Below are 24,334 nucleotides of genomic sequence, written 5' to 3' on the forward strand. Positions count from 1 at the left end.
CTGACGTATCGCAAGCTTGACCTCGACGTGGGTCTCGGCGTCGGCGGTCGCGCGATCGCGCGGCGGATGTTCGGGGAGCGGGTCGGGTGGCGAGGATGAGGCCTGCCAGGTCTGACTCCAGCCCGCACCCGGACGCCGTTTGTTCGCCACTTCCCTCGGGGCCGCCAGGACGTCGCCGGTCGTCGGTTTCTGGCGCCCAGTGACTTCGGTCGGACTCAGAACCGATCCCCCGGCTGCCACCGCACGCACTCCGGCCGGAGACCTGTGCACAAGTGTTCCGCAACCGCCCGGCGCACATCCTCAATCGGCAACGCCGCCGACGGCGGGAAGTAGGACGGGACGGAACCGTCGAAGAGGATTGGCTGCGCCTGCGGGTCGGCGAACGGGTTGAAGGTGTCCCACGGCCCCAGCTCGTCGCTCGGGACTGGTCCGATCCAGTTCATGGCACCTATTCCCCGGGCCGGATCGGTGGACACCCGGAGCTGCCAGTCGGGCCCCCGCACGTCGTCAGCGACTCGGTGGTCGCAGACGTAGAGGAGGCTGGCCCAGTCGGGATGGGGTTCGTCCACGACCAGCCGTGCGAGAGTGGCACGCTCCGCAGAAGTCGTTGCGTATTGCCAGTCGTTGTCCACGACGGCGCTCACCACGTTCACTGTGCTTTCCCTTCGATGACGGTTGGCTTCGTCCTGCCCGGTTCCCACAATGTCATGGAGAATCCGACAGGCAGGATCGCTGCTACAGCCTGTATACAACCCCAATTACCCCGGCAGACCCTGTGATTGATCACTACGACCGTGTGGGTGACCCCTGACTCCGCTTGGCGCACAGCGAGCTTCGTCTCGACGTGGCGCGCCACGTCGACGATGGCCAGGTCGCGTAGCCGGTGCTTCGGGAATATGTCGCTGGTGGCGAGGATGAGGCCCGCCAGGTCCGATTCCGGCCCACGCCCGGACACCATCCGGTCGTCCCCGCCTTCGCCACCACCCAGGATGATCCCGGTTGTCTGCCCCCGGTCCCCGGGACGTTCCGGCAACTGGTCTCGGGCCCAGGCCACCCAGGCGGCGCCTGTCCCCGGGGCCGCTTCCCACGGGGTGTTCGACGGGTGCGGCAGCGGACGGCCCCGGGGTGGTTCGTCGGCCGGGGCGGGGTCGTGGGTGCCGTGCACCACCCCGCCGGCTGGGCCAGGGGCCTGGTCAGATCCCGAAGCCGCCCTGAAACGTGGCCATCAGCCGCACCCACTGCTCGCGTAACTGCTGCTGCTGGTTCGCGGCCATCGTGATCGACTGGCGGATCTGCTCCAGCTGCGCCAGGACCTCGGCGTGCCGGGCGGTGCCGTTGAGCACCGCCAGGTGCCCGGCGACCTCGTCCATCCGGCCCTGTTCCTGGCTGAGCCCGTAGGGCTCCAGCAGGGTGGTCGCGGCCTGTAAGCCTCCGATGATCTGCTGCATGTCCACGGCGGTTCTCCTGTTCAGGTGAGGGTGTCGACGGCGGCGGCGGAGGCGGCCTGGCCGATCAGCTCCCCGGCCCGCTGCGGGTGGGTGAGCGTCAGACCACGGTCGTGGGGTGGGCGCCAGAGCACGGGAAGCACCCACGTCAGCGGCGGGGCACCGGCGGAGGTCAGGGTGAGGACCTTCCCGCCCAGTCGGGACAAGCTCGTCACCATCAGGGACGCCACGATCCCGGGGCCGGTGGTGATGGCCGTGGCCACCGCGTCGGCGTCGGGCACCAGGAGCGCCCCGGCCACCCGCCGGGCCTGCACGCACGGCAGACCGACCGGTTCGGCGGGGGCGTGTTCGGGACGCAACACCACGCCGAGCCGGCTCGCCTCCACCCGCAGCGGCACCGGCCGGTACTGGGCCGGCCACCACACCACCACCTCGCCCACCGCGTTCCCGGGCATGACGACGTCGGGTGGTGGGCCGCTCATCGAAGGCCCCCACCGAGGAAGGGGCGGACCCGGCGGGCTCGGTGGGGCAGGGCGTAGCGGCGGATGCGGGAGGCGGGCCGTGCGTCCACCCGGGGGAGCAGCAGGGTGACGGCCTGGGTGACCGAGTCGGTGATCGTGGCGGTGGGGATCACGGTCACCGCCTCGGCTGGCACTGGTCGGCGGCCTGGTCCAGCAGGCGGGCCAGGGACCGGGCCGGGCCGGGGCCCAGCATCAACGGCCAGTACGCGGCGACCTGGGAGGCCGATCGCAGCGTCAGCCTCGCCCCCGAGGCCAGGGCCCCGGGCATGGCGGTGGGTGCGACGGACAGCGTTCGGGTCGTGGGTCCGATGTGCGCGGGGACCGCCAGGCGTCGCCGGGTTCGTAGGGCGGCGGCCACCTGCCGCACGCCCGAGGGCAGCACCAGGAACCTGGTTCCGCTGCCGACGAGGGCGACGGCGGAGCGCTCGACGGTGAGGGTGAGGGCGAGCGTGGTGAGCCGGCCGGTCGGGTCGACGGCGGGGACGGTGGCCGACCACTGGCGGCTGGTCCGTCGGGCCGGGGCGGTCACCTCCTCGGCTCCGTCCACAGCGGCAGCACACCGGCGAAAGCGGGGAGGGTGGGGGTGGTGGCGGAAGCGTCGAACGCCACCACCCCCGCCGGCCCGCGCCGGGGCGCATCGGTTGTGCGGGCCGGCTGCCGGGTGGGGGCGGCGGAAGTGTCGGGGGACTTCGCCGCCCCCGGTCGTCCCCCGGTTCGAGCGCGCGGGGTGGGGGACGACGGTGGGGGTGGTGTGGCGGCGGGCTGCCCTCCCGCCACCACACCGGGCCGGCCCCCAGGAGGAGGTGGGGCCAGCCGCTGGAAGGGGACGGCGCCGGGGGACGCCGTCCCCGGCCGGGCACACCTCGGGGAGTCGGGCGACGTGTCCGGCCTGTCCTGAGCTCGCAGGGCGAGGAGTTCCGCGACCGACACGCGGCGCGCGGGCGGTGGCGCGGGCGACGGATCGGGTATGGGGCCCGGACTGGTTCGGCGGTCGACGACGCACGCCGCCGTCCAGAACGCGCCTCCGACCAGCGCGCAGATCCCCACGAGCACGAGCCCGTCCACCCCTACCTCCAGTGATTGCATGATCGCTGTCGGTGATCAATGGTCTTAGGGTTAATGCACGTTCTGACAGTGCGGTCAAGGCCGCAAACAAACCCTCAATTCCGTCGAACACCCCCCATGAATGGCTATGATCAGAGGGCCCGGGAGTCGTGGAGGCACCATGACCAAGGGGACGCCGACTCCGAACCTCGCGCTGGATCGCGCGCTGCGGCACCTCGGATGGACGCTCGCGGTGGCGGCGGAACGCGTCAACGAAGCATACGAGGAAAAAACCGGGAGTCCTGGTGCCTACGACGCGGAGTCCATTCGGAGACTTCTGAGGGGGAAGGTCACGTGGCCGCACCCTGACTATCGGGCCGCGCTCCGAAGCGTGTTCCGGGTCCGTTCCGACAGTGACATCGGGTTCTACAGCACGCGTCGCCGGACCACGGCGAAGCTGAGGGGGGAAAGGGAGAAGGAGGAGGACGTGCGTCGAATAGATTTCCTGCGCGGACTTGCGGCGGTCACCGGTAGCGCGCTGACCGGAGGGAGCCTCGCGGCGACCCTGGATGACGCGGCTCGGACCACCGCCACCGCACCACAGGTCATCGGCAAGGAACACGTAGCACAGGTCAGGGACGCCACCGCGCTCCTCCGCTCCAGTGACCACGCGGGCACCCCCCTCTCCTTGCAGGCGATGGCGGGTCAGCTGCGCTGGGCCGTTGAACTCCTGGACGCCTCGGCGTCCCACCAGGACCGGGTCGACCTGCACGCCGAGGTGGGGAACCTGGCCGAGGTGGTCGGTTGGGCCTACTTCGACCAAGGGCACCACCACAGTGCGGACAGGTACTTCCGCATTGGCCTGCACTGCGCTGATGTCGCGGGGAGTTGGTGGCTCAGGTCCGAGATCCTGTCGGACATGGCCCGGCAAGCCATCTACATCGGGCAGCCCGACGAAGCGCTCACCCTGCTGGGCGCGGCACGAGTTCGCGAGGACAGGATCTCACCCCTGCGCCGCGCCAACCTGTCGGCAGTGCAGGCGCGCGCACACGGGGCGCTCGGGAACGCCGAGGAGTGCCTGCGTTCCGTCAAGCAAGCCGAGGACCATTTCAATCAGCACGACAGAGAATCTGACGACAAGGATGATCCGAACTTCGGTGAATACGCGACCTACTACAGCGCGGCGCAGCTGCACGGCGACACGGCGGGCGGGCTGTCCAGAATCGCGGCCAGGGGTGTGCACTTCACTGAGACGTGCCGGCGACTGCGGTTCGCGGTCGATCACTACCCAGCCGAATACTTCCGGTCCGCGCTGTCCAGCCAATCGAGGCTGGTCGCCCTGCTGCTGCGGCACGGCGACCAGGACGAGGCTGCCGCTGTTGGGATGCAGGTGCTGGGGCAGGTGCGAGGTATTCCGTCCCGGCGCCTGCGGGACAAAATCGCCGAGATCCGCGCCGCCGCGCGGGGCAACTACCGTCCAGTGGCTGAACTTCGACAGAAGGCCACCAACGTCCTCCACCGCGCCTGATGGGAGCAAGCATGAACACGGACACCCCCGCGCGCGACGCGGTCGCCGAGCTCGTCGCGGGGGCGGGAGCCGTCGTGTCCCCGGCCGTTGATGCGTTCGTGCGGGCGAGGGCCGAGGATCCGCACTCCGTCGTGCGCACCGTCCTCGCCAGGCTGTCCGGTGGGATGCGCGCGGAGGGGGCGCCGGCCTACGGCCTCGGCTCCGCTCGGCTGACCGTTCTCGACGTCCTGGACCGACAGGTGACCGTGGTGGTCACCGCCGACTAGCGCCGGCCGGCCCTTCCCGAGCGCCCCCATCGAGCCCCCGCGCCCCGGGGCTCCGACCGGTCCTCGCGACCCCCGGATCCTGCCGGAGGTCGCGGGGACCAACCATGCCGTCATTCCTGACCGACGTCGTCGGCGTCCGGCGGGCGGCGGGCGTGATCAGCGGGAGCGGCGAACCTGGGTGAGACTGTCCGGATGAGCCAGGAGCACCGGAGCCCGGCCCAGCGGGCCGGCGACGTCGGACGGAACGCCCAGTCGACCCTGGGCCGGATCCGCGACCGGCACCCCGGGCTCGACCGGTTGATGCGGGCGGGCACCCGGTACTCCGAACACCACGGCGACCACTACGCGGCGGCCATCACCTACTTCAGCGTCCTCGCGTTGGTGCCGCTGCTGATGGTCGCGTTCGCGGTGGCCGGGTTCGTGCTCTTCAACAACCAGCAGCTGTTGGACCAGGCGCGGACGGCGATCACCGAGGCCGCCCCAACCCCGGACCTCAGCTCCACGTTGAACGAGGTCGTCACCCAGGCCATCGACCAGCGCACCGTCGTCGGCATCCTCGGGCTGCTCACCGCCCTCTACTCCGGTCTTGGCTGGATGACGAACCTCCGCAACGCGTTGACCGCGCAGTGGAACCAGAGCTTCGAGCAGCCGCCGTTCGTCACCCGCCTGGTCCGCGACCTGCTCGCGTTGGTCGGCCTCGGGTTGGCCCTGGTCGTCAGCATTGGCCTGACCGTCGTCGGCTCGGCGTTCGCCAGCGAGATCCTCGACCTGTTCGGGGTGGAGCGGACGGCGGCGGCACGGGCTTCGCTGTGGGTGGTGAGCCTGCTGCTCGTCCTCGCCGCGAACTGGTTGGTGTTCACCTGGGTACTGGCGAAGCTGCCCCGGAAACCCGTCACCCTGCGCTCCGCGATGTGGGGTGGGCTGGTGGCGGCGGTGGGGATCGAGCTGCTCAAGCAGCTCGGCGGCGTCTACCTCCAGTCGGTGGCGCGGTCCCCGGCCGGCGCCGCCTTCGGTTCGGTGCTCGGTCTCCTCGTCCTCATCTACCTCGTGGCGCGGTTCCTGCTGTTCGTCGCGGCCTGGACAGCCTCGGCCACGGAGAACCTGGCGCACACCGACGCCGCCGGCCACCAGCCGCCGGCGCCGCCGGTGTCGACCGAGCTGCCGGTGGCCCTGAGCCGCACCGACGACCGGACCGGCCTGGGAGGGAACCGGCTGGCGGCCGGGATGTTCGGGGTCGGGGTGTTGACCGGTCTCGGGGCCGGCAGGTGGTGGCGACGCCGAGGCTGACGAGACCGACGGGGCTGAGGCTCCCCACACCGGGGTGACGGCCTGACGGGGGCGGCGTGCGGCGTGCTGCCAGCGCTCGGGTGGCTCCTGTCGCGTCTGCCGGCGGAGACGGGGCGAACGCGGACGGCGGCAGGGCCGGCGCGACGTCGCTCCGCCGGCGGTGGTGCCCGGCGTCAGCCCTGTTGCGGGGGGTTCTGGTTCGGGGGCGGCCACAGCCAGTCCTCGGTGGCCTTCGCGGCCTCCTCCCGCTGCTTGGCGGCCCGGCGGGCGGCGGCCTTCCGGCGCGCCGCGCGGTCCCGCAACGTCAGCACGGTGAAGAACAGCACCACGACGCCGGCGAGGATCGTCAGGGGAAGCCCGAAGCTGCCGAACATCGAGGTGTCCCCGGCCCGGTCGGCCAGCCTGGGCTGGTCCTGTGCCGTGACCGGCTCGTCGGCGTCCCCACCGGCTGCGGAGGCGTCGCCGCTCTCACCGGCCTCGGCCGCGTCATCGGCCTCGGGCGGCGAGGTGTCCAGGGTGCCCACCCCGGACTCCGCCGGCAGGGCGAAACCGTAGTCGAGCAGCGATGCCGCCTGCTGCCACAACGGGGTGACGGGCTCCCCCCGCAGCAGCACCACGCCGAGGCGACGTCCGTCGCGTTCGGCCGCCCCGGCGAAGGTGTAGCGGGCGTCGTCGGTGAAGCTGTCGCGGCCTCCCAGCGCCCCCGGGTAGTTGGCCAGCAGGTCGCTGTCGTTGACCAGCGGCCCGAGCGCCCCGCCCGGCAGCGGCAGCTCGGGGCTGCTGAACGCGCTCAGGTAGTCCTCGTTGCCCAGGGCCTCGCGCAGGAACAGCGTCACGTCGTAGGCCGACGTGCTGATACCGGGGGCCTCCAGGCCGGAGGGGGTGGTGGCCCTGGTGTCCAGGGCGCCCAGCTCCTCGGCGACCGCGTTCATCCGGTCCAGGGTGGCGGGGATCCCCCCGAGCTGGCGGGCCAACGCGTTGGCGGCGTCGTTCCCGGAGGCCATCACCAGGCCGTTGACCACCTGGCGGGTGGTGTACTCGGTGTTGGCGGCGATGCCCATCGCCGCGCCACCCTGAGCCACGTCCTCGGGGGTCCCGACGACGATGTCCTCCATGCCGAGGTCCCGAAGCGCGACCAACGCGGTCAGGATCTTCATCGTCGCCGCGGGCCGGTGCCGGCCGTGCGGGTCCCGGGCCGCCAGCACCTCGCCGGAGCCCAGGTCGGCGACCACCCAGGACGCCGCCGTCACGTCGGCGGGGGCCGGGGGAGCGCCCTCGGGCAGCACCTCGCCGCACTCGCCGAGCCGTTCACCGCCGACCGGTTCGTCCGGAACGGCCAGGGGTGGGGGAGGACCCTCCCCCGGCGCGAGACCCTCGGTGTCACTCGGCGCGGCGGGTGGGCTCTCCCGCACCGGGCACTCGGTCCCGTTCTGGTCCTGGGTGAGAGCCGCGGGTTGCCACGACGGGGATGCCACCGCGGTGCCTGTCACCAGTCCGAGTGGGGCCAGCAGAGCGGCACCCACGCCGATGGACAGAGCCGCGGCGAAGCGACGACGAGCCGGCATAGACACGCTTCTCAGGCTAGCCACCCCACTCTGCGTGATCGCACCGGCCACCGGAGCTGTCAAGGTTTCAATCGCCTTCGCTGGCATGGGGGAACGTCCTCGGCGTTCGGGGACGGCAGCCCGGGGCCTGCCACCACCACGGGTTGGGCGGCCGACGCGACGGCACGTCGGCGGCACGGGAAGGGGGAGGGGAGCGACGGAGACGAGCGGGAAGGCGGGAACGGGCCGCGCCCCGAGCCGGGCGGCGGGGGCGGGGCGCTCACCGGGATCGCCGAGGGCGCTCGGCGGTGGGAGGAGCGCCGGGACCGAGGACGGCCGCCGGCGCGACCCCGTCCGGGCCGGCGGAGGCCGGCCCGGACGAGGGTAAGGAGGGGGTCAGACCCTGCGGAAGAGCAGGGCCCGCTTGACCTCCTGGATCGCCTGCGTGACCTGGATGCCTCGCGGGCAGGCGTCCGTGCAGTTGAACGTCGTGCGGCACCGCCACACACCCTCGTTGTCGTTGAGGATGTCCAGCCGCTCCTCGGCGCCCTCGTCCCGGCTGTCGAAGATGAACCGGTGGGCGTTGACGATCGCCGCCGGGCCGAAGTAGGAACCCTCGGTCCAGAACACCGGGCAGGACGTCGTGCACGCGGCGCACAGGATGCACTTGGTGGTGTCGTCGAACCGGGCGCGGTCCGCCGAGGACTGGAGGCGCTCCCGCGTCGGCTCGTTGCCGGTGGTGACCAGGTAGGGCTTCACCGCCCGGTAGGCCTCGAAGAACGGCTCCATGTCGACGATCAGGTCCTTCTCCACGGGAAGGCCCTTGATCGGCTCGATGCTGATGGTGGTGTGCTTCCCGCCGCCCGCCAGCAGGTCCTTGATCAGCACCTTGCAGGCGAGCCGGTTGATGCCGTTGATCCGCATCGCGTCGGACCCGCAGATGCCGTGGGCGCAGGAACGGCGGAACGCCAGCGTGCCGTCCAGGTACCACTTGACGTGGTGCAGCAGGTTCAGCACGCGGTCGGTCGGCAGGGCCGGTACGTCGAAGGACTCCCAGTAGGGCTCGTCCGCGTCGCCCTCCGGGTTGTACCGGCGGATCTTCACGGTGACGACGACGGAGCCCTCCGGGGCGGGGGGCGGCGCGGCCGGGTCGTTCCGCGAGTCGTCGGTGCCCGGCTTCTCTGTGGTGGGTGCGGACATCAGTACTTGCGCTCCATCGGCTGGTAGCGGGTGATCACAACCGGCTTGTAGTCGAGCCGGATGTCGGCGGTCAGACCACCGAAGCCCGTCTTCTTCGTGGTGTCGTCGTCCGAGATCTGCTTGTACGCCATGGTGTGCCGCAGGAAGTTGACGTCGTCCCGGGTCGTGTAGTCCTCGCGGGCGTGGCCGCCCCTGGACTCCTTCCGGTTGATCGCGCCCAGCACCAGCACCTCGGCGAGCTCCAGCAGGAAGCCGAGTTCGACGGCCTCCAGCAGGTCGGTGTTGTACCGCTTGCCGTGGTCCTGGATGGCCACCCGGTCGAAGCGTTCCTTGAGCGCCTGCACGTCGTGCAGCGCCTGCTTCAGGGTGTCCTCGGTGCGGTAGACGGAGGCGTTGGCGTCCATCGTCTGCTGGAGCTCGGTGCGGATGTTCGCCACCCGCTCGCCGCCGGTGGAGGCGTTCAGCTTGTCCACCATCGCCACCACCGGGACCTCCGGGGCCTCGGGCAGGTCGACGAAGTCGTGCGCCTTCGCGTACTCGGCCGCGGCGATCCCGGCCCGCCGGCCGAAGACGTTGATGTCCAACAGCGAGTTGGTGCCCAGCCGGTTGGCGCCGTGCACCGACACGCAGGCGCACTCGCCGGCGGCGTACAGGCCCGGGACCACGTTCTCGGCGTCCCGCAGCACCTCACCCTTGATGTTGGTGGGGATGCCGCCCATGGCGTAGTGGGCGGTCGGGTACACCGGGACCGGCTCCTCCACCGGGTCGATGCCCAGGTAGGTGCGGGAGAACTCGGTGATGTCCGGCAGCTTCGCGTCCAGCACCTCCGCCCCGAGGTGGGTGAGGTCCAGCAGCACGTAGTCCTTGTGCGGCCCGCAGCCCCGGCCCTCGCGGACCTCGGTGGCCATCGCCCTGGCCACCATGTCCCTGGGCGCGAGGTCCTTGATGGTGGGCGCGTACCGCTCCATGAAGCGTTCACCGGAGTCGTTCCGCAGGATGCCGCCCTCGCCCCTGGCGCCCTCGGTCAGGAGGATGCCCAGGCCGGCCAGGCCGGTCGGGTGGAACTGGTAGAACTCCATGTCCTCCAGCGGCAGGCCCTTGCGGAAGACGATGGCCATGCCATCACCCGTGAGGGTGTGGGCGTTCGAGGTGGTCTTGAAGACCTTGCCGAAGCCGCCGGTGGCGAAGACGACGGCCTTCGCCTGGAACACGTGGATCTCGCCGGTGGCCAGCTCCAGCGCGACGGCGCCAGTGCAGACGGGGCCGTCGGCGGTCTCGGTGAGGCAGATGTCCAGCACGTAGAACTCGTTGAAGAACTCCACCTCGTGCTTGATGCAGTTCTGGTAGAGCGTCTGGAGGATCATGTGGCCGGTGCGGTCGGCCGCGTAGCAGGCCCGGCGCACCGCGGCCTCACCGTGGTTGCGGGTGTGGCCGCCGAACCGGCGCTGGTCGATCTTGCCCTCGGGGGTGCGGTTGAACGGCAGCCCCATCTTCTCCAGGTCGAGGACCGCGTCGATGGCCTCCTTGGCCATGATCTCGGCGGCGTCCTGGTCGACGAGGTAGTCACCACCCTTGACGGTGTCGAAGGTGTGCCATTCCCAGTTGTCTTCCTCGACGTTGGCCAGCGCGGCGCACATCCCGCCCTGGGCGGCGCCGGTGTGGGACCGAGTGGGATAGAGCTTGGTGAGCACCGCGGTACGCGCCTGCTGACCGGACTCGATCGCCGCTCGCATCCCGGCGCCGCCGGCGCCGACGATCACCACGTCGTACTTGTGGAACTGCATGAGCGTCTCTCCGTCTTCACTGCGCCGACCCCGGGTGGTCGCCCACCCGGGGTCGCCCGCACTTCTCGCGTCGGACGGCGCCTACCGCGTCGCCGTCGGGGGACCCGGGGGACCGGCGTCAGTTACCGATGTTGGGGTCGAAGGTGAACAGCACGAAGGTCCCGACGGCGATCGTGACGATCATCGAGACGTAGAGCAGCATCTTCAACCAGAAGCGGGTCTGGTCCTTGCGCGCGTAGTCGTTGATGACGGTGCGCAGGCCGTTGCCGCCGTGGAGACCGGCCAGCCACAGCATGGTCAGGTCCCAGAACTGCCAGAACGGCGAGGCCCACCGACCGGCGACGAACGCGAAGTTGATGCGCTGCACGCCGTCGTCCAGGAACAGCATGATGAGCAGGTGGCCCAGCACCAGGAAGACCAGCAGCAGGCCGGACAGGCGCATGAACAACCAGCTGTACAGCTCGAAGTTGCTGCGCCGCGCCGCCGGGCGCTGCGGGGAACGGGGCTTGTCCACCGAGAAGGGGGCGTCGGTCACGGACATGGTCAGCTACCCCCGAACAGGTCAGCGAAGCCCTTGACGAGCAGGTAGTAGGAGCCGGGGATCATCACGACCAGCCAGATCGCGAGGATCGTCCACAGCATCGGCTTCTGGTACTTGGTGCCCTTCGACCAGAAGTCCACGAGCATCACCCGGATGCCGTTCAGGGCGTGGTAGAGCACGGCACCGACGAGGCCCAGCTCGAAGAGCACCATCACCGGGTGCTTGTAGGTCTCGATCACGACGTCGTACGCGTTCGGCGAGACCCGCACCAGTGCGGTGTCCAGCACGTGGACGAACAGGAAGAAGAAGACGAGCACACCGGTGATCCGGTGGGCTACCCACGACCACATCCCCGGGTCGCCCCGGTACAGGGTGCCGCCAAGCCGGGCGTTCCCCGCCCGGTCCGCGGCACCAGCCGAGTGGGCGGTGGTGCTGGCCATGATCGACGGCCTCCAACATCGCTGGTGGGAAGGGACTCGTAACGTCGCGGGAAACTCGCCTCGAGCATCACGAAGCCTTGACTCGCCGGATGTTAGTCCTGGGCAATCACTCCGGCACAGCCGACGGTGCCTGGTTGTGACTGACCGAACATGCCGTGGTGCGCGGGTGGGCGGTGGCCAACCGGCCGGTGGTGGTGATCTGGGGGTCGCCTCACCTCGGCGAACCGGCGTGGCGGGACCCCGAGGGTGGTCGCGGTGCGTGAGGGGTCCTGGTTGTCAACCGCGAACCGTGTGCCTCCCGCGATGCGGACCCAACGATTCGGTTAAGGGCCCGTGAACGGCTACCGACCATGCGCTACCGACAGGTACGGTTCGGCGTCCGCAGAGACCTCTGTGCTGCTCAGCATGACTGAGTTGGAAGGAGTGCAACCATGCGTCGACCGCGTGGTGCCGCGCTGGCAATCGCCCTGACCGGGGTGTTGGCGGTGGTCGGGTGTGCCAAGGACGGCGGCGGCACGTCGACGTCCGGTGAGGGCGGCGGTGGCGAGGGCGCCGCCGGCTGCCAGCTGGCCGACCCGCCCCCCGTCCCGGACGAGGTCGAGGTCAGCACACCGGAGACGGCCGACGTCGACGGCAGCGAGCTGCGCGTCGGTCTGGCCTACGACATCGGTGGCCGGGGTGACGCCTCGTTCAACGACGCCGCCGCCGCCGGTCTCGACCGGGCCGAGGAGGAGTTCGGCCTTGGCGACGTCCGCGAGCTGACGGCCGAGGCCAACGAGTCCGAGGACGCCAAGGTGTCCCGCCTGCGCCAGCTGGCCGACGAGGGCTTCAGCCCGATCATCGGGGTCGGCTTCGCCTACGCCGACGCCTTCGAGACCGTCGCCGCCGACTACCCCGACACCGACTTCGCGCTGGTCGACGCGGCCGTGGAGGGTGCGGACAACATCACCCCGCTGCTGTTCGCCGAGCACGAGGGCTCCTTCCTCGCCGGTGTGGCCGCCGCCTACAAGACGGACAACTGCCACATCGGCTTCGTCGGGGGCGTGGAGACGCCGCTGATCCAGAAGTTCGAGGCCGGCTTCCTCGAGGGTGCCCGGGCGGCCGCCCCGGACATCCAGATCGAGAACACCTACCTGACCCCGGCCGGTGACATCACGGGCTTCCAGGACCCGGCCAAGGGCAACGAGGCGACCCGCGCGCAGCTCGACGCCGGTGCCGACGTCGTGTACCACGCCGCCGGTGCCTCCGGGAAGGGCGTGTTCGAGGCCGCCAAGGCGGGTGACGCGCTCGCGATCGGCGTCGACTCCGACCAGTACAACCAGGAGACGGTGGCGGAGTCGAGGGACGTCATCATCACCTCGATGCTCAAGCGCGTCGACGTGGCGGTGTTCAACTACCTCGCCGCGGTCGCGGAGGAGGACCTCGCGGACTTCCCCGAGGTCTTCGACCTGAGCGTCGACGGCGTGGACTACTCCACCTCGGGGGGGATGGTCGACGACATCGCCGACGTCCTCGACGGTTACAAGGCCCAGATCATCGAGGGTGAGATCGAGGTCCCGTCCTCGCCGACCGGCTGAGCCGGTCCACCACCCGCCGCTCCCAGGCAACGCACCGGGCACCTCGCGACCAGCGCGGGGTGCCCGGTGTCGGATCCGGGCAAGGGGCACCCACGACGGGCGGGCGCGTGTCCCGCACACTCGAAGGGCGGCGCGGCCACCCACGCCCGCCGCCACGGTCGTCGGCCGGTCGAGACGCGGCCGAGAGCCACACACGACAAGGAAGGGCGGGATGACCAGTCCTGTTCCCGAGGAAGGCACCGGTCACGACGCCGGGGTGCCCTCCGACACAGCCGCCGTGCCCGCGGTGAGGCTGTCCGGGATCACCAAGCGGTTCCCCGGCGTCGTCGCCAACTCGGACGTGCACCTGGGGGTGCGGGCCGGCGAGGTGCACGCGCTCTGCGGGGAGAACGGCGCGGGCAAGTCGACCCTGATGAAGATCCTCTACGGCATGCAGCAACCGGACGAGGGCACGATCGAGGTCGAGGGGCGGGAGGTGGTCTTCCGCTCGCCGGCCGACGCGATCGACGCGGGCGTGGGCATGGTGCACCAGCACTTCATGCTGGCCGACAACCTCACGGTCCTGGAGAACGTGCTCCTGGGCGCGGAGAAGCTGCACGGCATCGGCCGGCGGGCCAGGGCGAGGGTGTCGGAACTGGCCAGGCGGGCCGGCCTCACCGTCGACCTCTCCCTGCTCGTCGAGGAGCTCGGGGTCGCCGACCGGCAGCGCGTCGAGATCCTCAAGGTGCTCTACCGGGGTGCCCGCATCGTCATCCTCGACGAGCCGACGGCCGTGCTGGTCCCGCAGGAGGTCGACGAGCTGTTCGCGACCCTGCGCGAGATGCGGGCCGACGGTTACACCTTCCTCTTCATCTCCCACAAGCTGGACGAGGTGCGGGCGATCGCCGACGCCGTCACCGTGATCCGGCGGGGCACCACGGTCGGCACCGCCGACCCGAGGACGGTCACCTCGCGGCAGCTCGCCGAGATGATGGTGGGCAGCGAGCTCCCCAGCCCGGAGACGCGCGTGTCCTCGGTCACCGACGTCGAGGTGCTGCGCGTCGAGGGCCTGACCCTGCGGAGCGAGGGCAGCGAGCGGCCCCTGCTCGACTCGATCGACCTCACCGTCCGGGCGGGGGAGATCGTGGGCATCGCCGGGGTCGAGGGCAACGGCCAGGTCGAACTCGTCGAGGCCGTCATGGGGATGCGCCGGGCCCACGCCGGCACCGTCCGGTTGTCGGGGGTCGACCTCACCAGCAAGGGCACGATGGCCCGGCGTGAGGCGGGCATCGGGTACGTCCCGGAGGACCGCACCCGGCACGGCCTGCTCCTCGACGAACCGCTGTGGTCCAACCGCATCCTCGGCTTCCAGAGCCGCCGCCCGGTCTCCAGCGGCGCGTGGCTCAGCATCGAGGGAGCCAGGACGGACACCACCCGCATCGTCGAACAGTTCGACGTCCGCACCCCGGGCATCGACGTGGCCGCCGGGGCGCTCTCCGGCGGGAACCAGCAGAAGCTGATCGTCGGACGGGAACTGTCCGGCGACCCCGTCCTGCTCATCGCCTCTCACCCCACCCGAGGGGTGGACGTCGGCGCGCAGGCGGGCATCTGGGAACACATCAAGACCGCGAGGGCCAACGGTCTCGCGGTGCTGCTCGTCTCCGCTGACCTCGACGAGCTGATCGGGCTGTCGGACACGATCAAGGTCATCTACGGCGGGCGGCTGGTCGCGGACGCCGACCCCCGGTCCGTCACCCCGGAGGACCTGGGCGCGGCCATGACCGGCGCCGGGGAGGTCGGCTCCGAGGATGCGGCGGACCGCGCCGGGAGCCCGGCGGCGGACCAGCCGACCCCCGGCACCGACGACGGCGGCACCGACGACGGGGGCACCGACGACGGCGGGACCGACCGGTCGACACGAGGCGGGGATCGGTGATGGGGTCGATACGAGCGAAACTGCTGCCGCCGGCACTGGCGATCGCCTTCGCCGTGCTGCTGTGCGCGGTGACCCTGCTGTTCTCCGGGAGCAGCCCGCTGGAGGCGCTGGGCGCCATGGTGGGCAGCCTCGGCCGGGGCACGACCGCCGTGGACGTGGTCAACACCGCCACCTCGTACTACATCGTCGCCCTCGCGGCGGCCCTCGGGTTCCAGATGAACCTGCTGAACATCGGCATCGAGGGCCAGTACCGGCTCGCGGCCTGCGTCGCCGCGATCGTGGGTGGCGCGGTCACGCTGCCCTTCGGGCTGGGCGTGGTCGTCACCATGCTCGCGGCGGCCGCCACCGGAGCCGCGTGGGTGGGCATCGCCGCGTTGCTCAAGGTGTACCGGGGCGTGTCCGAGGTGATCTCCACGATCATGCTGAACGCGCTGTCGTTCGGCGTGATCGCCTACCTGATCAGCTCGGACATGTTCGGCGAGCTGCGCGGGAACAACATCGGCACGCCCTACCTGCCCGAATCCAGCCGCGTCCCCGGCTTCTCCTTCGGCTCGTCGGGGACCGTGTTCGGCATGGTGCTGGTGGCCGCCGCCCTCGGCGTCGGGTACTGGGTGTTGATGAACCGGACCAGGTTCGGCTTCGAGCTGCGCGCCTCCGGGAAGTCGCCGACGGCGGCGGCCGCGGGCGGCGTCAACGCCAAGAAGATGATCCTGGTGACCCTGCTGATCTCCGGTGCGGTCGCCGGCCTCGCCGGGCTGCCCGAACTGCTCGGCCGGGACCACACCTTCAGCCTGAACTTCCCCGCCGGCTACGGGTTCACCGGGTTGGCGGTGGCGCTGCTCGGGCGGAACAACCCCGTCGGCATCGCCTTCGGCGCGCTGCTGTGGGCCTTCCTGGACAAGAGCAGGCTCGCCCTCGACAACGTGGGCGTGCCCAGCGAGATCGTGACCATCATGCAGGGCTCGATCGTCCTGTCGGTCGTCGTGGCGTACGAGCTGGTCCGCCGCGTCGAGCTGCGGGCCGAGCAGCGGCGGGTCGGCGGGCAGAACCCGCCCGGCTCCGGTGAGCCGCGGCCCGTGTCGGCAGGAGGTGCCGTATGACCCTCGGCGCTACGTCACAGGACCCGAACACCTCGGCGGGGCCGGTGACCGAGAAGGCACCGCGGTCCCGGCGTCGCATCCCCGGTTGGCTCATGGGAGCCCTCTGGGTCGCGGTGGTCATGGTCCTGCTCTCGACCACGTCCTTCCTCACCGGGCTCCCGCAGCTCACCTCGTCCAGCACCATCGAGTCGGCGGCGCGGTTCGCGCTGCCGATCCTGCTGGCCGCCCTGGGCGGGCTGTGGGCGGAACGGGCCGGCATCATCAACATCGGCCTCGAAGGCATGATGATCTTCGGGACCTGGGGTGCGGCCTTCGCCGGCTACTACTGGGGCCCGTGGGCCGGCCTGTTGGCCGCCGCCCTGTTCGGCGCGGTCGGCGGCCTGCTGCACGCCGTGGCCACCGTCACCTTCGGGGTGAACCACATCGTCTCCGGTGTGGCGATCAACCTGTTGGGCCTCGGCGTCACCAAGTACCTGTCGAGCCTGATCTTCTACCCGCTGTCCGGGAACCCGCGCGAGTCGCCGCCGGTGCCGAAGTTCGACACCTACTCGGCGCAGCCGCTGGCCGGGTGGCTGGGCGAGTTGGAGGCGATGCAGCGGGTCGGGATCTCCGACGTGGCCGGCATCCTGCGCGGCCTCGTGATCGGCGTCTCCCCGCTGGCCATGATCGGCATCCTGCTGGTGCCGGTGAGCTACCTGGTGCTGTGGCGGAGCCGGTTCGGGCTCCGGCTGCGATCCTGCGGTGAGAACCCGAAGGCCGCCGAGTCGCTCGGCGTCAACGTGTACCTGTACAAGTACTCGGCCGTGATCATGTCCGGCGCGCTGGCCGGCATCGGTGGCGCCGCCCTGGTCCTCAACCCGGGGCAGCCCGGCTACTCGGAGAACCAGGTGAACGGCCGGGGCTACATCGGCCTCGCGGCGATGATCTTCGGCAACTGGCGGCCGGGTGGTCTGCTCGGTGGTTCCGCGCTGTTCGGCTACGCCGACGGCCTCCGGCTGCGGCAGGGCGAGACGACCGTGCACGCCCTGCTGTACGGAGCGGCGCTGCTGGTGCTGGTCCTCGCCGTCGTGCACCTCGTGCGGGGCCGTTGGACGAACGGGGCCACCGCCCTCGGGGGAGCGGTCGCGCTCTACGCGGTGTACTGGTTCACCGACGGCATCCCCCGGGAGCTGTTGGCCTACGCGCCGCACCTGGTGACGCTGGTGGTGCTCGCCGTCGCCGCCCAGAAACTGCGGGGACCGGCGGCCAACGGGCTCCAGTACAGCCGGGAGACCGGTGGTCGCCGGAAACGGGGAGGGAAGGAACCCGGGGCCCTGGTGGGCGCCGGCGGGCCCGGGGCGCCGCCACCACCCCCCGGTGGTCGGGCGGGCCCCGACGAGGCGGAACCCCCAGGCCGGGGTGGGGCCGCGCCGCCAACGGGCGGTTGATCCGGTCGCTCCCGCACGACGCGGGAGCGAGGACCGGAGCGGACGAGGACACGCGCTGATCGTGGGAAGAGGAGCCAACGAGATGACGACGGCGACGGCCGGGACCGAGGTCGACTGGGACGCCCTGCGCGAGGCCGCGGTCCGGGCCGCCCAGACCGCCTACTGCCCCTACTCGGGACTCCAGGTGGGGGCGGCGGCGGTCTGCTCGGACGGGCGGGTGGTCACCGGGTGCAACGTCGAGAACGCCTCCTACGGGGTCGGTCTCTGCGCCGAGTGCACCATGGCCGGTCAGCTCCAGCTCACCGGCGGTGGCCGGTTCGTCGCCGTCGCCTGCCGCTCCGGAGCCGGTGAGCTGCTCATGCCCTGCGGTCGTTGCCGCCAGGTGCTCTACGAACTCGGTGGACCCGAGTGCCTGGTGGACACCCCGGACGGGGTGCTGCCGATGACGCGGGTGCTGCCGGCGGCCTTCGGGCCGGCGGACCTGCCCGCCTGACGCGCCGCGCCGGAACGAACGGTGAGCCAGAGCGAGGAGACGAGATGACCTCAGCGTTGAGCGCCGTGGACGTGATCCGCGTGAAGCGGGACGGCGGCGAACTGACCGACGAGCAGATCGACTGGGTGGTCGACGCCTACAACGCGGGTGCCGTCGCCGAGGAACAGATGGCGGCTCTCGCGATGGCGATCCTGCTGAACGGGATGACGGACCGGGAGACCGGTCGCTGGACGCGGGCGATCGTGCGCTCGGGGGAGCGGCTGGACCTGACCGAGGTCGACCGGCCGACCGTCGACAAGCACTCCACGGGGGGTGTGGGCGACAAGATCACCCTGCCGCTGGCCCCGCTGGTGGCGACCTGCGGGGCGGCCGTCCCCCAGCTCTCCGGCCGCGGCCTCGGCCACACCGGAGGCACCCTGGACAAGCTGGAGTCCATCCCCGGGTGGCGGGCGCGTCTCACCACCGCCGAGATCGTCGCGCAGCTGAACTCCGTCGGCGCGGTCGTCTGCGCGCCCACCGAGGGGCTGGCGCCAGCCGACCGCAAGCTGTACGCGCTGCGCGACGTCACCGGGACCGTCGAGTCCATCCCCCTGATCGCCGGGTCGATCATGGGGAAGAAGGTCGCGGAGGGCGCGGACGGCCTCGTGCTCGATGTCAAGGTCGGCTCCGGCGCCTTCATGAAGAACGAGGACAGGGCGAGGGAGCTCGCCGCCACCCTGGTGTCCATCGGTGAGAGCCACGGCATGGCGGTGAGCGCCCTGCTGACCGACATGTCCACCCCGCTGGGGGCCACCGTGGGCAACGCCCTGGAGGTCGCCGAGGCGGTGGACGTGCTGCGCGGTGGTGGCCCCGCCGACGTCGTCGAGCTGACGGTGGCACTGGCCACCGAGATGCTGCGGCTGGCCGGCATCGACCCCACCGGTGCCACCGATCCCGCCGCCGTGCTCTCCTCCGGCGCCGCCTACGAGACGTGGTGCCGGATGATCCGCGCGCAGGGAGGGGACCCGGAGGCCCCCCTGCCGACCGCCGCGCACACCCGGACCGTCACGGCCGCGGAGGACGGTGTCCTGACGGCCGTGGACGCCTACCAGGTCGGGATGGCCGCCTGGCGGCTCGGCGCCGGCCGGGCCAGGAAGGAGGACGCCGTGCGGTTCGGTGCCGGTGTCCGCCTGTTGGCCAGGCCAGGCGATCGCGTCCGCCGGGGCGACCCGCTGTTCGAGCTGAGCACCGACACCCCGGAGGCGTTCCCCGGTGCGGTGGCCGAGCTGGCCAGCGCGGTGCGCACCGGGGAGACGGCGGTCGAGGCGCACCCCCTTGTGCTGGATGTGGTGCGCGGAGGATGAGTCCGCTCCAGCGGTCGCCTCGCCCCGCCGCCCCCCGGGTGGCCCTCCCGGGTCAGCCCTGGTCTCGGCTGACCCGGCCCCGGTCGCGCTCGGCGCTGAGCCGGCGCAACAGGACCTCGAAGGGGCCTCGTCGTCCGGCCCTGCGCAGCAGGTCGGCGACGAGGAGCCCGAGCACCCACACCCCGAGCCCGACCAGCACGGACGTCGCGACGTCGATGTGCTGCCCGAGGTTGAACGTGGTCGGGTTGAACAGGGCGAACCAGACGACGGACTGGAGCAGGTAACAGGTCATGGACCGTTCGCCCGAGGCCCTGAGCGCGGTGACGAGCGGTCCGCCTCGGTCACCGAGGCGGACGGCGAGCAGGGCGATCAGCGCCGCGTAACCCAGTCCACCCGCGACGCCGGCCGTCGAGTGCAGCGCGAAGGCGGCGGTGGACACGAGGGTGGAGGTGTCGGTCCACAGCAGCGAGTGGATCAGCGCCAGGGGAAGGCCGCCGACGACGGCGATGGTGATACCGCCGATGGCCGTGGCCCGCAGCAGGCCGAGGGAGCGCTCCGGGTGTTCCAGCAGCTGTCGGCGGGCCGCCCAGATCCCCACGAGGAACGGGGACAGCGACGTCACCGCGAAGAGCAGCGTGCTGACGGGCCAGCTCGCGAGCCGGATCGCCGCGTCGGTCAACGGGTCCACCGTCTCCATGGCGGCCGCACCGGAACCGGTGGCGGCCATCGCCCCGACGAAGGCCACCGAGTAGAGCGTGGAGCACACCACCAGGCACACGCCGGCCAGACGGATCAGCGCACGGTCACTCCACCGCAGGGCGCCGACGAAGACGAGGGCGAGCAGGCCGTAGGTGGCGAGGATGTCGCCGGGGAACAGCAGGACCGCGTGGAACAGCCCGAACAGGACCATCCACCACCCCCGGCGCCGGAGGAACCGGCGGACCCTCGGCCAGTCCCACCCGCTCACCGCCCGGTTGGCCGCGACGCGGGCGAGCCCGTAGCCGAAGAGCGCCGCGAACATCGGGTAGCCACGGCTGTCGGCGAACAGGGTGAGGACGGCGGCGGCGATCCGGTCGAGGACGTCCCCGTGCGTCGGGTATCCGCCGGCGAAGTGGCTGTCCCCGCCGACCAGCATGTGAGCGTGGACCAACGCGATCACGGCCAGCATCACGCCTCGGGCGAGGTCGGGCGCGAGGGACCTCGCGTGCGGCGTGTTCGCCGAGGGTGGGGACCCGGACGAACGACCTGAGGTGGCGGGAACGGACACGACGGACTCCCCGGTGGTCGTGAAGGATGTCGGGCGGAGCCGGATGCCGGCCCCGGGAAGATACGGAAGCGTATCTAAAAATCACCTTAGGGTACGGTCGCGTATCCAAGCAAGGAGGGGTGCCGTGGGGGACCAGGTGGACCGGGAGGGGACGGCGCGAACCCGCCGGCGGGGCGCGGCCCTCGTCGCCGCGATCCACGCGGCCGCGTTGGCGGAACTCGCCGAGGTCGGGCTCGGTCGCATGAGCATGGAGGGAGTGGCCCGCCGCGCCGGTGCCGCGAAGACCTCGCTCTACCGGCGCTGGAACTCCCCGCACGAGCTGCTGCTGGACGCCATCCAGGTCACCTACCCGCAGGAGGAGGTGTCACCGGCCACGAACGACCTCCGAGGCGACCTCATCCGCGCGCTGCGCCAGCTGCGGGAGTGGATGAACACCGACCAGGCCCAGGCGGTGTCCGCGATCATGATCGAACGGGACCGGTACCCCGACCTCGTCGCGGCCCTGTTCGACCGGGTGTTCGACCCCGCCGGCGGCCGGGTGACCCGGGTCGTGCTGCGGCACTACGCCGACCGAGGAGCCATCGACGCCGAGCGCCTGACCCCGGTCGTGACCGACATCGGGGAGGCCCTGGTGTTCAAGTTCGCCAGCGACACCGGGCGGTTTCCCACCGACGAGCAGCTGGCCGACATCGTCGACCAGGCCATCCTGCCGGCCGTCGGGATCACATCCGGCTGGTCCGGGGAGGAGACCCGACCGCCTCACGCCTCCGAGACCGGGCCTCGCTGATCGACGCCGCTCCGGAGTTCCGCCTCCGGAGCGAGAACGAGCCTGGATCGGGCACCCACTGGCACCCCGGCACCCACGGGCACCGGGGAGGGCAGCGCCGCGCGCTCAACGCCCGTGGTCCTCCCCGAGCACGGGCGGTGCGACAGCCCTGCCGTCCCCGAAGAGGTCGTCGGTCTCCTGGAGGTAGGACGGCCGCGAGTGCTCCTGGCCCTCGGCGCGCTGTCCGCCCCGGCCCGCACCGCCACCACCCACCGGACCACCGGTGCCCCCACCCGGTCCTCCCGCCCCGGGGCGGCCACCGCCCGTCCCGCCGGTCACTCCTCCCACCGCGGAACCACCACCGGGGCCGACACCACCGCCGGGCGGGCCGAACCCGCCAGCGGGCCCCGAGCCGCCGGTGGTCCCGAACCCTCCGGCAGGTCCGAACCCTCCGACCGGTCCGCTGCCGGGCAGGACGTTCGGCCCGGGTGGCACACCGCCACCGGGCGAACCGCCCGCCCGGACCCAGTCCGACGTCACCAGCGGCGGCGACAGGACGGGAGGGCTGGGCGGTGATCCGAGGTTGTCAGGCACACCGGTCGGAACCGGTGGGGACGGGGGCACGGGGAAGCCGTTCCCGTTTCGCCAACCGCCGCTACCCCCTTCTCCGCCGCCGATGCCACCACCACCGGCGGTCCGGCCGTCTTCGCTCACGCCACGCCGGTCGGCGCCCCTGTGCTGGTGGTCGCCAGCACCGTGCGGACTCCTCACCGGGGCCGACGGCACCGGCGGAGGTGGGTACCGGTCCTGGCGGACCGGTACTCGGTGCGAGTCCGCCGTTCCCGTGGCCTCCCGGGCCTCCGTCGCCCCGTTGCCGAACTCGGGTGGGGGAACGAACGAGGGCATCGAGGCGTCGACCTCGCGCAGGGCCGACTCCAACTCGACACTGACATCGACGGCCCGTGCATGTGCCTCGGTGGAGGCCGCGTGGGCGGCGCGGGCCTCCTCGCCCATCCTGAGCGCCTCCAGCGGGCTGAAGGCAGCGACGACCTCACGCAGGAAACCTGGCTCGTCGTACTCCACGGGATCCGGCATCGCGTCCCGAGCCCGCACCGCGATCTCGCTCTGCGCTCGCACCGAGTCACCGATGCGGCTCATGGTCTCGCTGGTCCTCCCCGACCATTGCCCGAGCGAGTCGAGGACGGCACGGGCGGAGTCGGCGGCCTCGCCCTCCCACACGATGTCGCGGGTGGCCGACATCGCCCGCAGTACGTCGTGGACCTCCTTCATGGCGGAGCGCATCTCGTACCAGCCCTCGGCGATGTCCGCACAACCGGCTGGATCGTTGTTCTCGCGCACCCAGCGGCGCAGGGTGGCGTGGTCCACGGCCGCGTAGTTGTGGGGACAGCCGAAGGTGGGGGCGCGGGAGGGGGAACGCTCGGTGAGTCCCCCGTGGTCAGGGATCACGGAGCTCCCGCCGACAGGGTGGCCGCGACGCTCTCGGCCAGTGGGTCGATGACATCGCAGGCGGCGGTGCTGGTCTCGCTCTCCGCGCCCAGGGACACGTAGCCCGCGGAGTCCGAGGAAAGGATGACCTGGCACCAGATGTCGTCCGTGATCCGGTACCCGCGCAGCCCCCCCACCGAGATGTCGACGACCGTGTACTGGTCGAGGTTCAGGCTCTCGGCAGCCTCCCCGACGGCCACGTCGACGATCACCCCCGGATCGCCGCGCTCGGTGGCCAGGAAGTCGCAGGAGTTCAGGACGCTGGAGTACTCCCCGGATGCGGGGTCCAGCCCGACATCACGCAGTTCGTCCTCCGTGAACAGCTCACAGGGATCCAGCGATGCCAGCCGGCCCGCACCGGGAGCACCACCGGCCGCGCTCGTGGCGGCCGGGCCGCCCGAGCCCCCGGGAGCGATCGCGGCGGGCGCGTCGACGGGTGCGGCGGTTCCCAGTTCGACCGCGCCGCACGAGGAGACGAGGAGCACCGAGACCGCCAGGCAGGACAGTGCGGCGGTCGTGGTGCCGGCGCGGCTCGCATCACGCATCGCCTCCTCCCCTGATCGTGTCAAGGGAGGACTCGACGGCCTCGTCGGTCTCCTGGGTGTGGCGCACGGCCGCGCGGACGGCGGTAGCCAGGTCGCTGATGAGGCCCTGGAACGTCGTGAGGATGTCTCTCGCGGAGCCCATCCCACCGCTGGCGACGAGCTCGTCGTGACGCGACATCCACTCGGCGGCCGGCCCGGAACCGAGCGGGACCTTCTGCTCCACCCGTCGAAGCTCGCGGAGCATTCGAGCCACTGAGTCCGCGATGTCGTCAAGCCTGGCTGCGGCGGCCTCCGCGCTCCGCTGTTCCACGTGGACCGAACCCGAAGCCACGCTCGTTCCGAGCTGGTCGACCTGGTTGGTCACCGCCGCCCCGACGGGTGCCAGGCGGGCGCCGCCGGCTCCGAGTGGTGTCGTCATCCCAAAGACCCCCGCACTGATCTCCCCGGACGAGTCGCGACTGGTCGACTCGTGCCCAGGGGCAAGCCGATCGAAAAGTAGCAGCGGTGATCAAGATTCGGAGAGTGTTCGACTCACTACCACCCGTGTGTAGTAGGTGGTTGCCGTCAGGCACCACGACGGAACACGGACCCGTCAGGCGCGTGGGTGCTGATCACGGCAGAGGTGCCGTCGTCGGGTGCCGCTGCTCGTCAGGGGAGCACGTTCCCCAGCCCGGGCCGTTGCGGCGGGAAGCGCTGTCGGAGAGCGCATCACCTGACGCTGGTTGCCGGGAGGGGCCGGGGCTGGGCCGTTCTCGGCGGTGGTCCCCGGTGGTCGCCCGGGCGCGTGCGGCAGGA

At 71.4% G+C, this 24,334-nt stretch carries 25 protein-coding genes; 10 read left to right on the forward strand and 15 right to left on the reverse strand.

All coding sequences use genetic code 11. The features are described from left to right. Positions 1–215 precede the first annotated feature (215 nt). From C1701_RS14025 to C1701_RS14045, 6 genes are read right to left on the reverse strand one after another with little or no spacing between them, the layout of a single operon-like run. Entirely contained in the window at positions 216–644 is a 429-nt protein-coding gene (locus tag C1701_RS14025) for an Imm1 family immunity protein (RefSeq protein ID WP_162147319.1), read from the reverse strand. A gap of 5 nt (positions 645–649) precedes the next feature. After that, the gene (locus C1701_RS28130) at positions 650–1,168 is read right to left on the reverse strand and encodes a DddA-like double-stranded DNA deaminase toxin (protein WP_103056013.1); all 519 of its coding nucleotides are present in this window, start codon (positions 1,166–1,168) and stop codon (positions 650–652) included. 25 nt (positions 1,169–1,193) lie between these two features. Continuing rightward, entirely contained in the window at positions 1,194–1,454 is a 261-nt protein-coding gene (locus C1701_RS14035; RefSeq protein ID WP_103056014.1) for a hypothetical protein, read from the reverse strand. A gap of 14 nt (positions 1,455–1,468) precedes the next feature. Further along, positions 1,469–1,927, reverse strand: a complete 459-nt coding sequence (locus tag C1701_RS14040; RefSeq protein ID WP_026419413.1) for a hypothetical protein — start codon at positions 1,925–1,927, stop codon at positions 1,469–1,471. Next, the gene (locus C1701_RS27390) at positions 1,924–2,079 is read right to left on the reverse strand and encodes a hypothetical protein (protein ID WP_155886195.1); all 156 of its coding nucleotides are present in this window, start codon (positions 2,077–2,079) and stop codon (positions 1,924–1,926) included. The genes C1701_RS14040 and C1701_RS27390 overlap by 4 nt, the downstream gene beginning before the upstream one ends. 2 nt (positions 2,080–2,081) lie before the next feature. Then, positions 2,082–2,513: a hypothetical protein gene (locus C1701_RS14045; protein WP_026419412.1), complete on the reverse strand. Its 432-nt coding sequence runs from the start codon at positions 2,511–2,513 to the stop codon at positions 2,082–2,084. A 678-nt stretch (positions 2,514–3,191) separates the two neighbouring features. Between C1701_RS14045 and C1701_RS14050 the strand changes: the two genes are divergently transcribed. The 3 genes from C1701_RS14050 (at position 3,192) to yhjD (ending at position 6,091) form a co-directional block, all read left to right on the forward strand. After that, positions 3,192–4,538 (forward strand): hypothetical protein, encoded by a 1,347-nt coding sequence (locus C1701_RS14050; protein WP_103056015.1) that lies wholly within the window; start codon positions 3,192–3,194, stop codon positions 4,536–4,538. 11 nt (positions 4,539–4,549) lie between these two features. Then, on the forward strand, positions 4,550–4,804 hold the full coding sequence (locus C1701_RS14055) for a hypothetical protein (RefSeq protein WP_026419410.1): 255 nt from the start codon (positions 4,550–4,552) through the stop codon (positions 4,802–4,804). Between the two features lie 192 nt (positions 4,805–4,996). Then, positions 4,997–6,091, forward strand: coding sequence for an inner membrane protein YhjD (yhjD, locus tag C1701_RS14060; protein ID WP_026419409.1), 1,095 nt, complete (start codon positions 4,997–4,999; stop codon positions 6,089–6,091). 173 nt (positions 6,092–6,264) lie between these two features. On the opposite strand, the gene C1701_RS14065 is transcribed toward yhjD, so the two are convergent. From C1701_RS14065 to sdhC, 5 genes are all read right to left on the reverse strand, one after another. After that, on the reverse strand, positions 6,265–7,656 hold the full coding sequence (locus C1701_RS14065) for a D-alanyl-D-alanine carboxypeptidase family protein (protein WP_103056016.1): 1,392 nt from the start codon (positions 7,654–7,656) through the stop codon (positions 6,265–6,267). Positions 7,657–8,031: 375 nt separating this feature from the next. Then, positions 8,032–8,835 carry a succinate dehydrogenase iron-sulfur subunit gene (locus C1701_RS14070; RefSeq protein WP_026419408.1) on the reverse strand — a complete coding sequence of 268 codons (804 nt, stop codon included), beginning with the start codon at positions 8,833–8,835 and terminating at the stop codon, positions 8,032–8,034. Then, entirely contained in the window at positions 8,835–10,619 is a 1,785-nt protein-coding gene (gene sdhA, locus C1701_RS14075; RefSeq protein ID WP_026419407.1) for a succinate dehydrogenase flavoprotein subunit, read from the reverse strand. Before sdhA ends, C1701_RS14070 begins: the two co-directional genes overlap by 1 nt. Before the next feature lie 118 nt (positions 10,620–10,737). Beyond that, positions 10,738–11,160 (reverse strand): succinate dehydrogenase hydrophobic membrane anchor subunit, encoded by a 423-nt coding sequence (locus tag C1701_RS14080; protein WP_026419406.1) that lies wholly within the window; start codon positions 11,158–11,160, stop codon positions 10,738–10,740. 2 nt (positions 11,161–11,162) lie between these two features. After that, positions 11,163–11,600 carry a succinate dehydrogenase, cytochrome b556 subunit gene (gene sdhC, locus C1701_RS14085; RefSeq protein ID WP_016698112.1) on the reverse strand — a complete coding sequence of 146 codons (438 nt, stop codon included), beginning with the start codon at positions 11,598–11,600 and terminating at the stop codon, positions 11,163–11,165. Between the two features lie 431 nt (positions 11,601–12,031). Here sdhC and C1701_RS14090 point away from each other — a divergent pair, with 431 nt between their 5' ends. The 6 genes from C1701_RS14090 to C1701_RS14115 all read left to right on the forward strand — a co-directional run bounded on the left by C1701_RS14090 (position 12,032) and on the right by C1701_RS14115 (position 19,455). Next, complete coding sequence (locus C1701_RS14090; protein ID WP_026419405.1) at positions 12,032–13,177, forward strand: BMP family lipoprotein; 1,146 nt, start codon at positions 12,032–12,034, stop codon at positions 13,175–13,177. Between the two features lie 211 nt (positions 13,178–13,388). After that, positions 13,389–15,092: an ABC transporter ATP-binding protein gene (locus tag C1701_RS14095; RefSeq protein WP_337662270.1), complete on the forward strand. Its 1,704-nt coding sequence runs from the start codon at positions 13,389–13,391 to the stop codon at positions 15,090–15,092. Continuing rightward, positions 15,092–16,192 carry an ABC transporter permease gene (locus tag C1701_RS14100; RefSeq protein WP_026419403.1) on the forward strand — a complete coding sequence of 367 codons (1,101 nt, stop codon included), beginning with the start codon at positions 15,092–15,094 and terminating at the stop codon, positions 16,190–16,192. Before C1701_RS14095 ends, C1701_RS14100 begins: the two co-directional genes overlap by 1 nt. After that, positions 16,189–17,619 (forward strand): ABC transporter permease, encoded by a 1,431-nt coding sequence (locus C1701_RS14105; RefSeq protein ID WP_026419402.1) that lies wholly within the window; start codon positions 16,189–16,191, stop codon positions 17,617–17,619. Before C1701_RS14100 ends, C1701_RS14105 begins: the two co-directional genes overlap by 4 nt. An 82-nt stretch (positions 17,620–17,701) precedes the next feature. Further along, positions 17,702–18,112, forward strand: a complete 411-nt coding sequence (locus tag C1701_RS14110; RefSeq protein ID WP_026419401.1) for a cytidine deaminase — start codon at positions 17,702–17,704, stop codon at positions 18,110–18,112. Positions 18,113–18,156: 44 nt separating this feature from the next. Next, the gene (locus tag C1701_RS14115) at positions 18,157–19,455 is read left to right on the forward strand and encodes a thymidine phosphorylase (protein WP_030227589.1); all 1,299 of its coding nucleotides are present in this window, start codon (positions 18,157–18,159) and stop codon (positions 19,453–19,455) included. A gap of 52 nt (positions 19,456–19,507) precedes the next feature. Here the strand turns inward: C1701_RS14115 and C1701_RS14120 are convergent, their stop codons facing one another. After that, positions 19,508–20,722: a DUF418 domain-containing protein gene (locus tag C1701_RS14120; protein WP_030227592.1), complete on the reverse strand. Its 1,215-nt coding sequence runs from the start codon at positions 20,720–20,722 to the stop codon at positions 19,508–19,510. Between the two features lie 124 nt (positions 20,723–20,846). On the opposite strand from C1701_RS14120, the gene C1701_RS14125 reads away from it, so the two are divergent. Continuing rightward, a complete protein-coding gene (locus C1701_RS14125) occupies positions 20,847–21,509 on the forward strand; it encodes a TetR/AcrR family transcriptional regulator (protein WP_026419398.1) in 663 nt (220 codons plus the stop codon). Positions 21,510–21,614: 105 nt separating this feature from the next. Here the strand turns inward: C1701_RS14125 and C1701_RS14130 are convergent, their stop codons facing one another. Genes C1701_RS14130 through C1701_RS14140 form a run of 3 tightly spaced genes read right to left on the reverse strand, consistent with a single transcriptional unit; the run spans position 21,615 to position 23,957 of the window. Further along, positions 21,615–22,955 carry a hypothetical protein gene (locus C1701_RS14130; RefSeq protein ID WP_103056017.1) on the reverse strand — a complete coding sequence of 447 codons (1,341 nt, stop codon included), beginning with the start codon at positions 22,953–22,955 and terminating at the stop codon, positions 21,615–21,617. After that, positions 22,952–23,539, reverse strand: a complete 588-nt coding sequence (locus C1701_RS14135; RefSeq protein ID WP_103056018.1) for a DUF3558 family protein — start codon at positions 23,537–23,539, stop codon at positions 22,952–22,954. Before C1701_RS14135 ends, C1701_RS14130 begins: the two co-directional genes overlap by 4 nt. Further along, entirely contained in the window at positions 23,532–23,957 is a 426-nt protein-coding gene (locus tag C1701_RS14140; RefSeq protein WP_030105607.1) for a hypothetical protein, read from the reverse strand. The genes C1701_RS14135 and C1701_RS14140 overlap by 8 nt, the downstream gene beginning before the upstream one ends. Positions 23,958–24,334 lie beyond the last annotated feature (377 nt).

Source organism: Actinoalloteichus sp. AHMU CJ021, from assembly GCF_002895405.1.
Classification (GTDB): domain Bacteria; phylum Actinomycetota; class Actinomycetes; order Mycobacteriales; family Pseudonocardiaceae; genus Actinoalloteichus_B; species Actinoalloteichus_B caeruleus.

Bases quoted from the DNA above. Each gene is read 5' to 3' on its own strand.
- C1701_RS14135 (WP_103056018.1), bottom strand. From the start codon at position 23,539: ATGCGTGATGCGAGCCGCGCCGGCACCACGACCGCCGCACTGTCCTGC.
- C1701_RS14115 (WP_030227589.1), top strand. From the start codon at position 18,157: ATGACCTCAGCGTTGAGCGCCGTGGACGTGATCCGCGTGAAGCGGGAC.
- C1701_RS14105 (WP_026419402.1), top strand. From the start codon at position 16,189: ATGACCCTCGGCGCTACGTCACAGGACCCGAACACCTCGGCGGGGCCG.
- sdhA (WP_026419407.1), bottom strand. From the start codon at position 10,619: ATGCAGTTCCACAAGTACGACGTGGTGATCGTCGGCGCCGGCGGCGCC.
- C1701_RS14100 (WP_026419403.1), top strand. From the start codon at position 15,092: ATGGGGTCGATACGAGCGAAACTGCTGCCGCCGGCACTGGCGATCGCC.
- C1701_RS14090 (WP_026419405.1), top strand. From the start codon at position 12,032: ATGCGTCGACCGCGTGGTGCCGCGCTGGCAATCGCCCTGACCGGGGTG.
- C1701_RS14095 (WP_337662270.1), top strand. From the start codon at position 13,389: ATGACCAGTCCTGTTCCCGAGGAAGGCACCGGTCACGACGCCGGGGTG.
- C1701_RS14140 (WP_030105607.1), bottom strand. From the start codon at position 23,957: ATGACGACACCACTCGGAGCCGGCGGCGCCCGCCTGGCACCCGTCGGG.
- C1701_RS14070 (WP_026419408.1), bottom strand. From the start codon at position 8,835: ATGTCCGCACCCACCACAGAGAAGCCGGGCACCGACGACTCGCGGAAC.
- C1701_RS14065 (WP_103056016.1), bottom strand. From the start codon at position 7,656: ATGCCGGCTCGTCGTCGCTTCGCCGCGGCTCTGTCCATCGGCGTGGGT.
- C1701_RS14055 (WP_026419410.1), top strand. From the start codon at position 4,550: ATGAACACGGACACCCCCGCGCGCGACGCGGTCGCCGAGCTCGTCGCG.
- yhjD (WP_026419409.1), top strand. From the start codon at position 4,997: ATGAGCCAGGAGCACCGGAGCCCGGCCCAGCGGGCCGGCGACGTCGGA.
- sdhC (WP_016698112.1), bottom strand. From the start codon at position 11,600: ATGGCCAGCACCACCGCCCACTCGGCTGGTGCCGCGGACCGGGCGGGG.
- C1701_RS14050 (WP_103056015.1), top strand. From the start codon at position 3,192: ATGACCAAGGGGACGCCGACTCCGAACCTCGCGCTGGATCGCGCGCTG.
- C1701_RS14080 (WP_026419406.1), bottom strand. From the start codon at position 11,160: ATGTCCGTGACCGACGCCCCCTTCTCGGTGGACAAGCCCCGTTCCCCG.
- C1701_RS14110 (WP_026419401.1), top strand. From the start codon at position 17,702: ATGACGACGGCGACGGCCGGGACCGAGGTCGACTGGGACGCCCTGCGC.
- C1701_RS14040 (WP_026419413.1), bottom strand. From the start codon at position 1,927: ATGAGCGGCCCACCACCCGACGTCGTCATGCCCGGGAACGCGGTGGGC.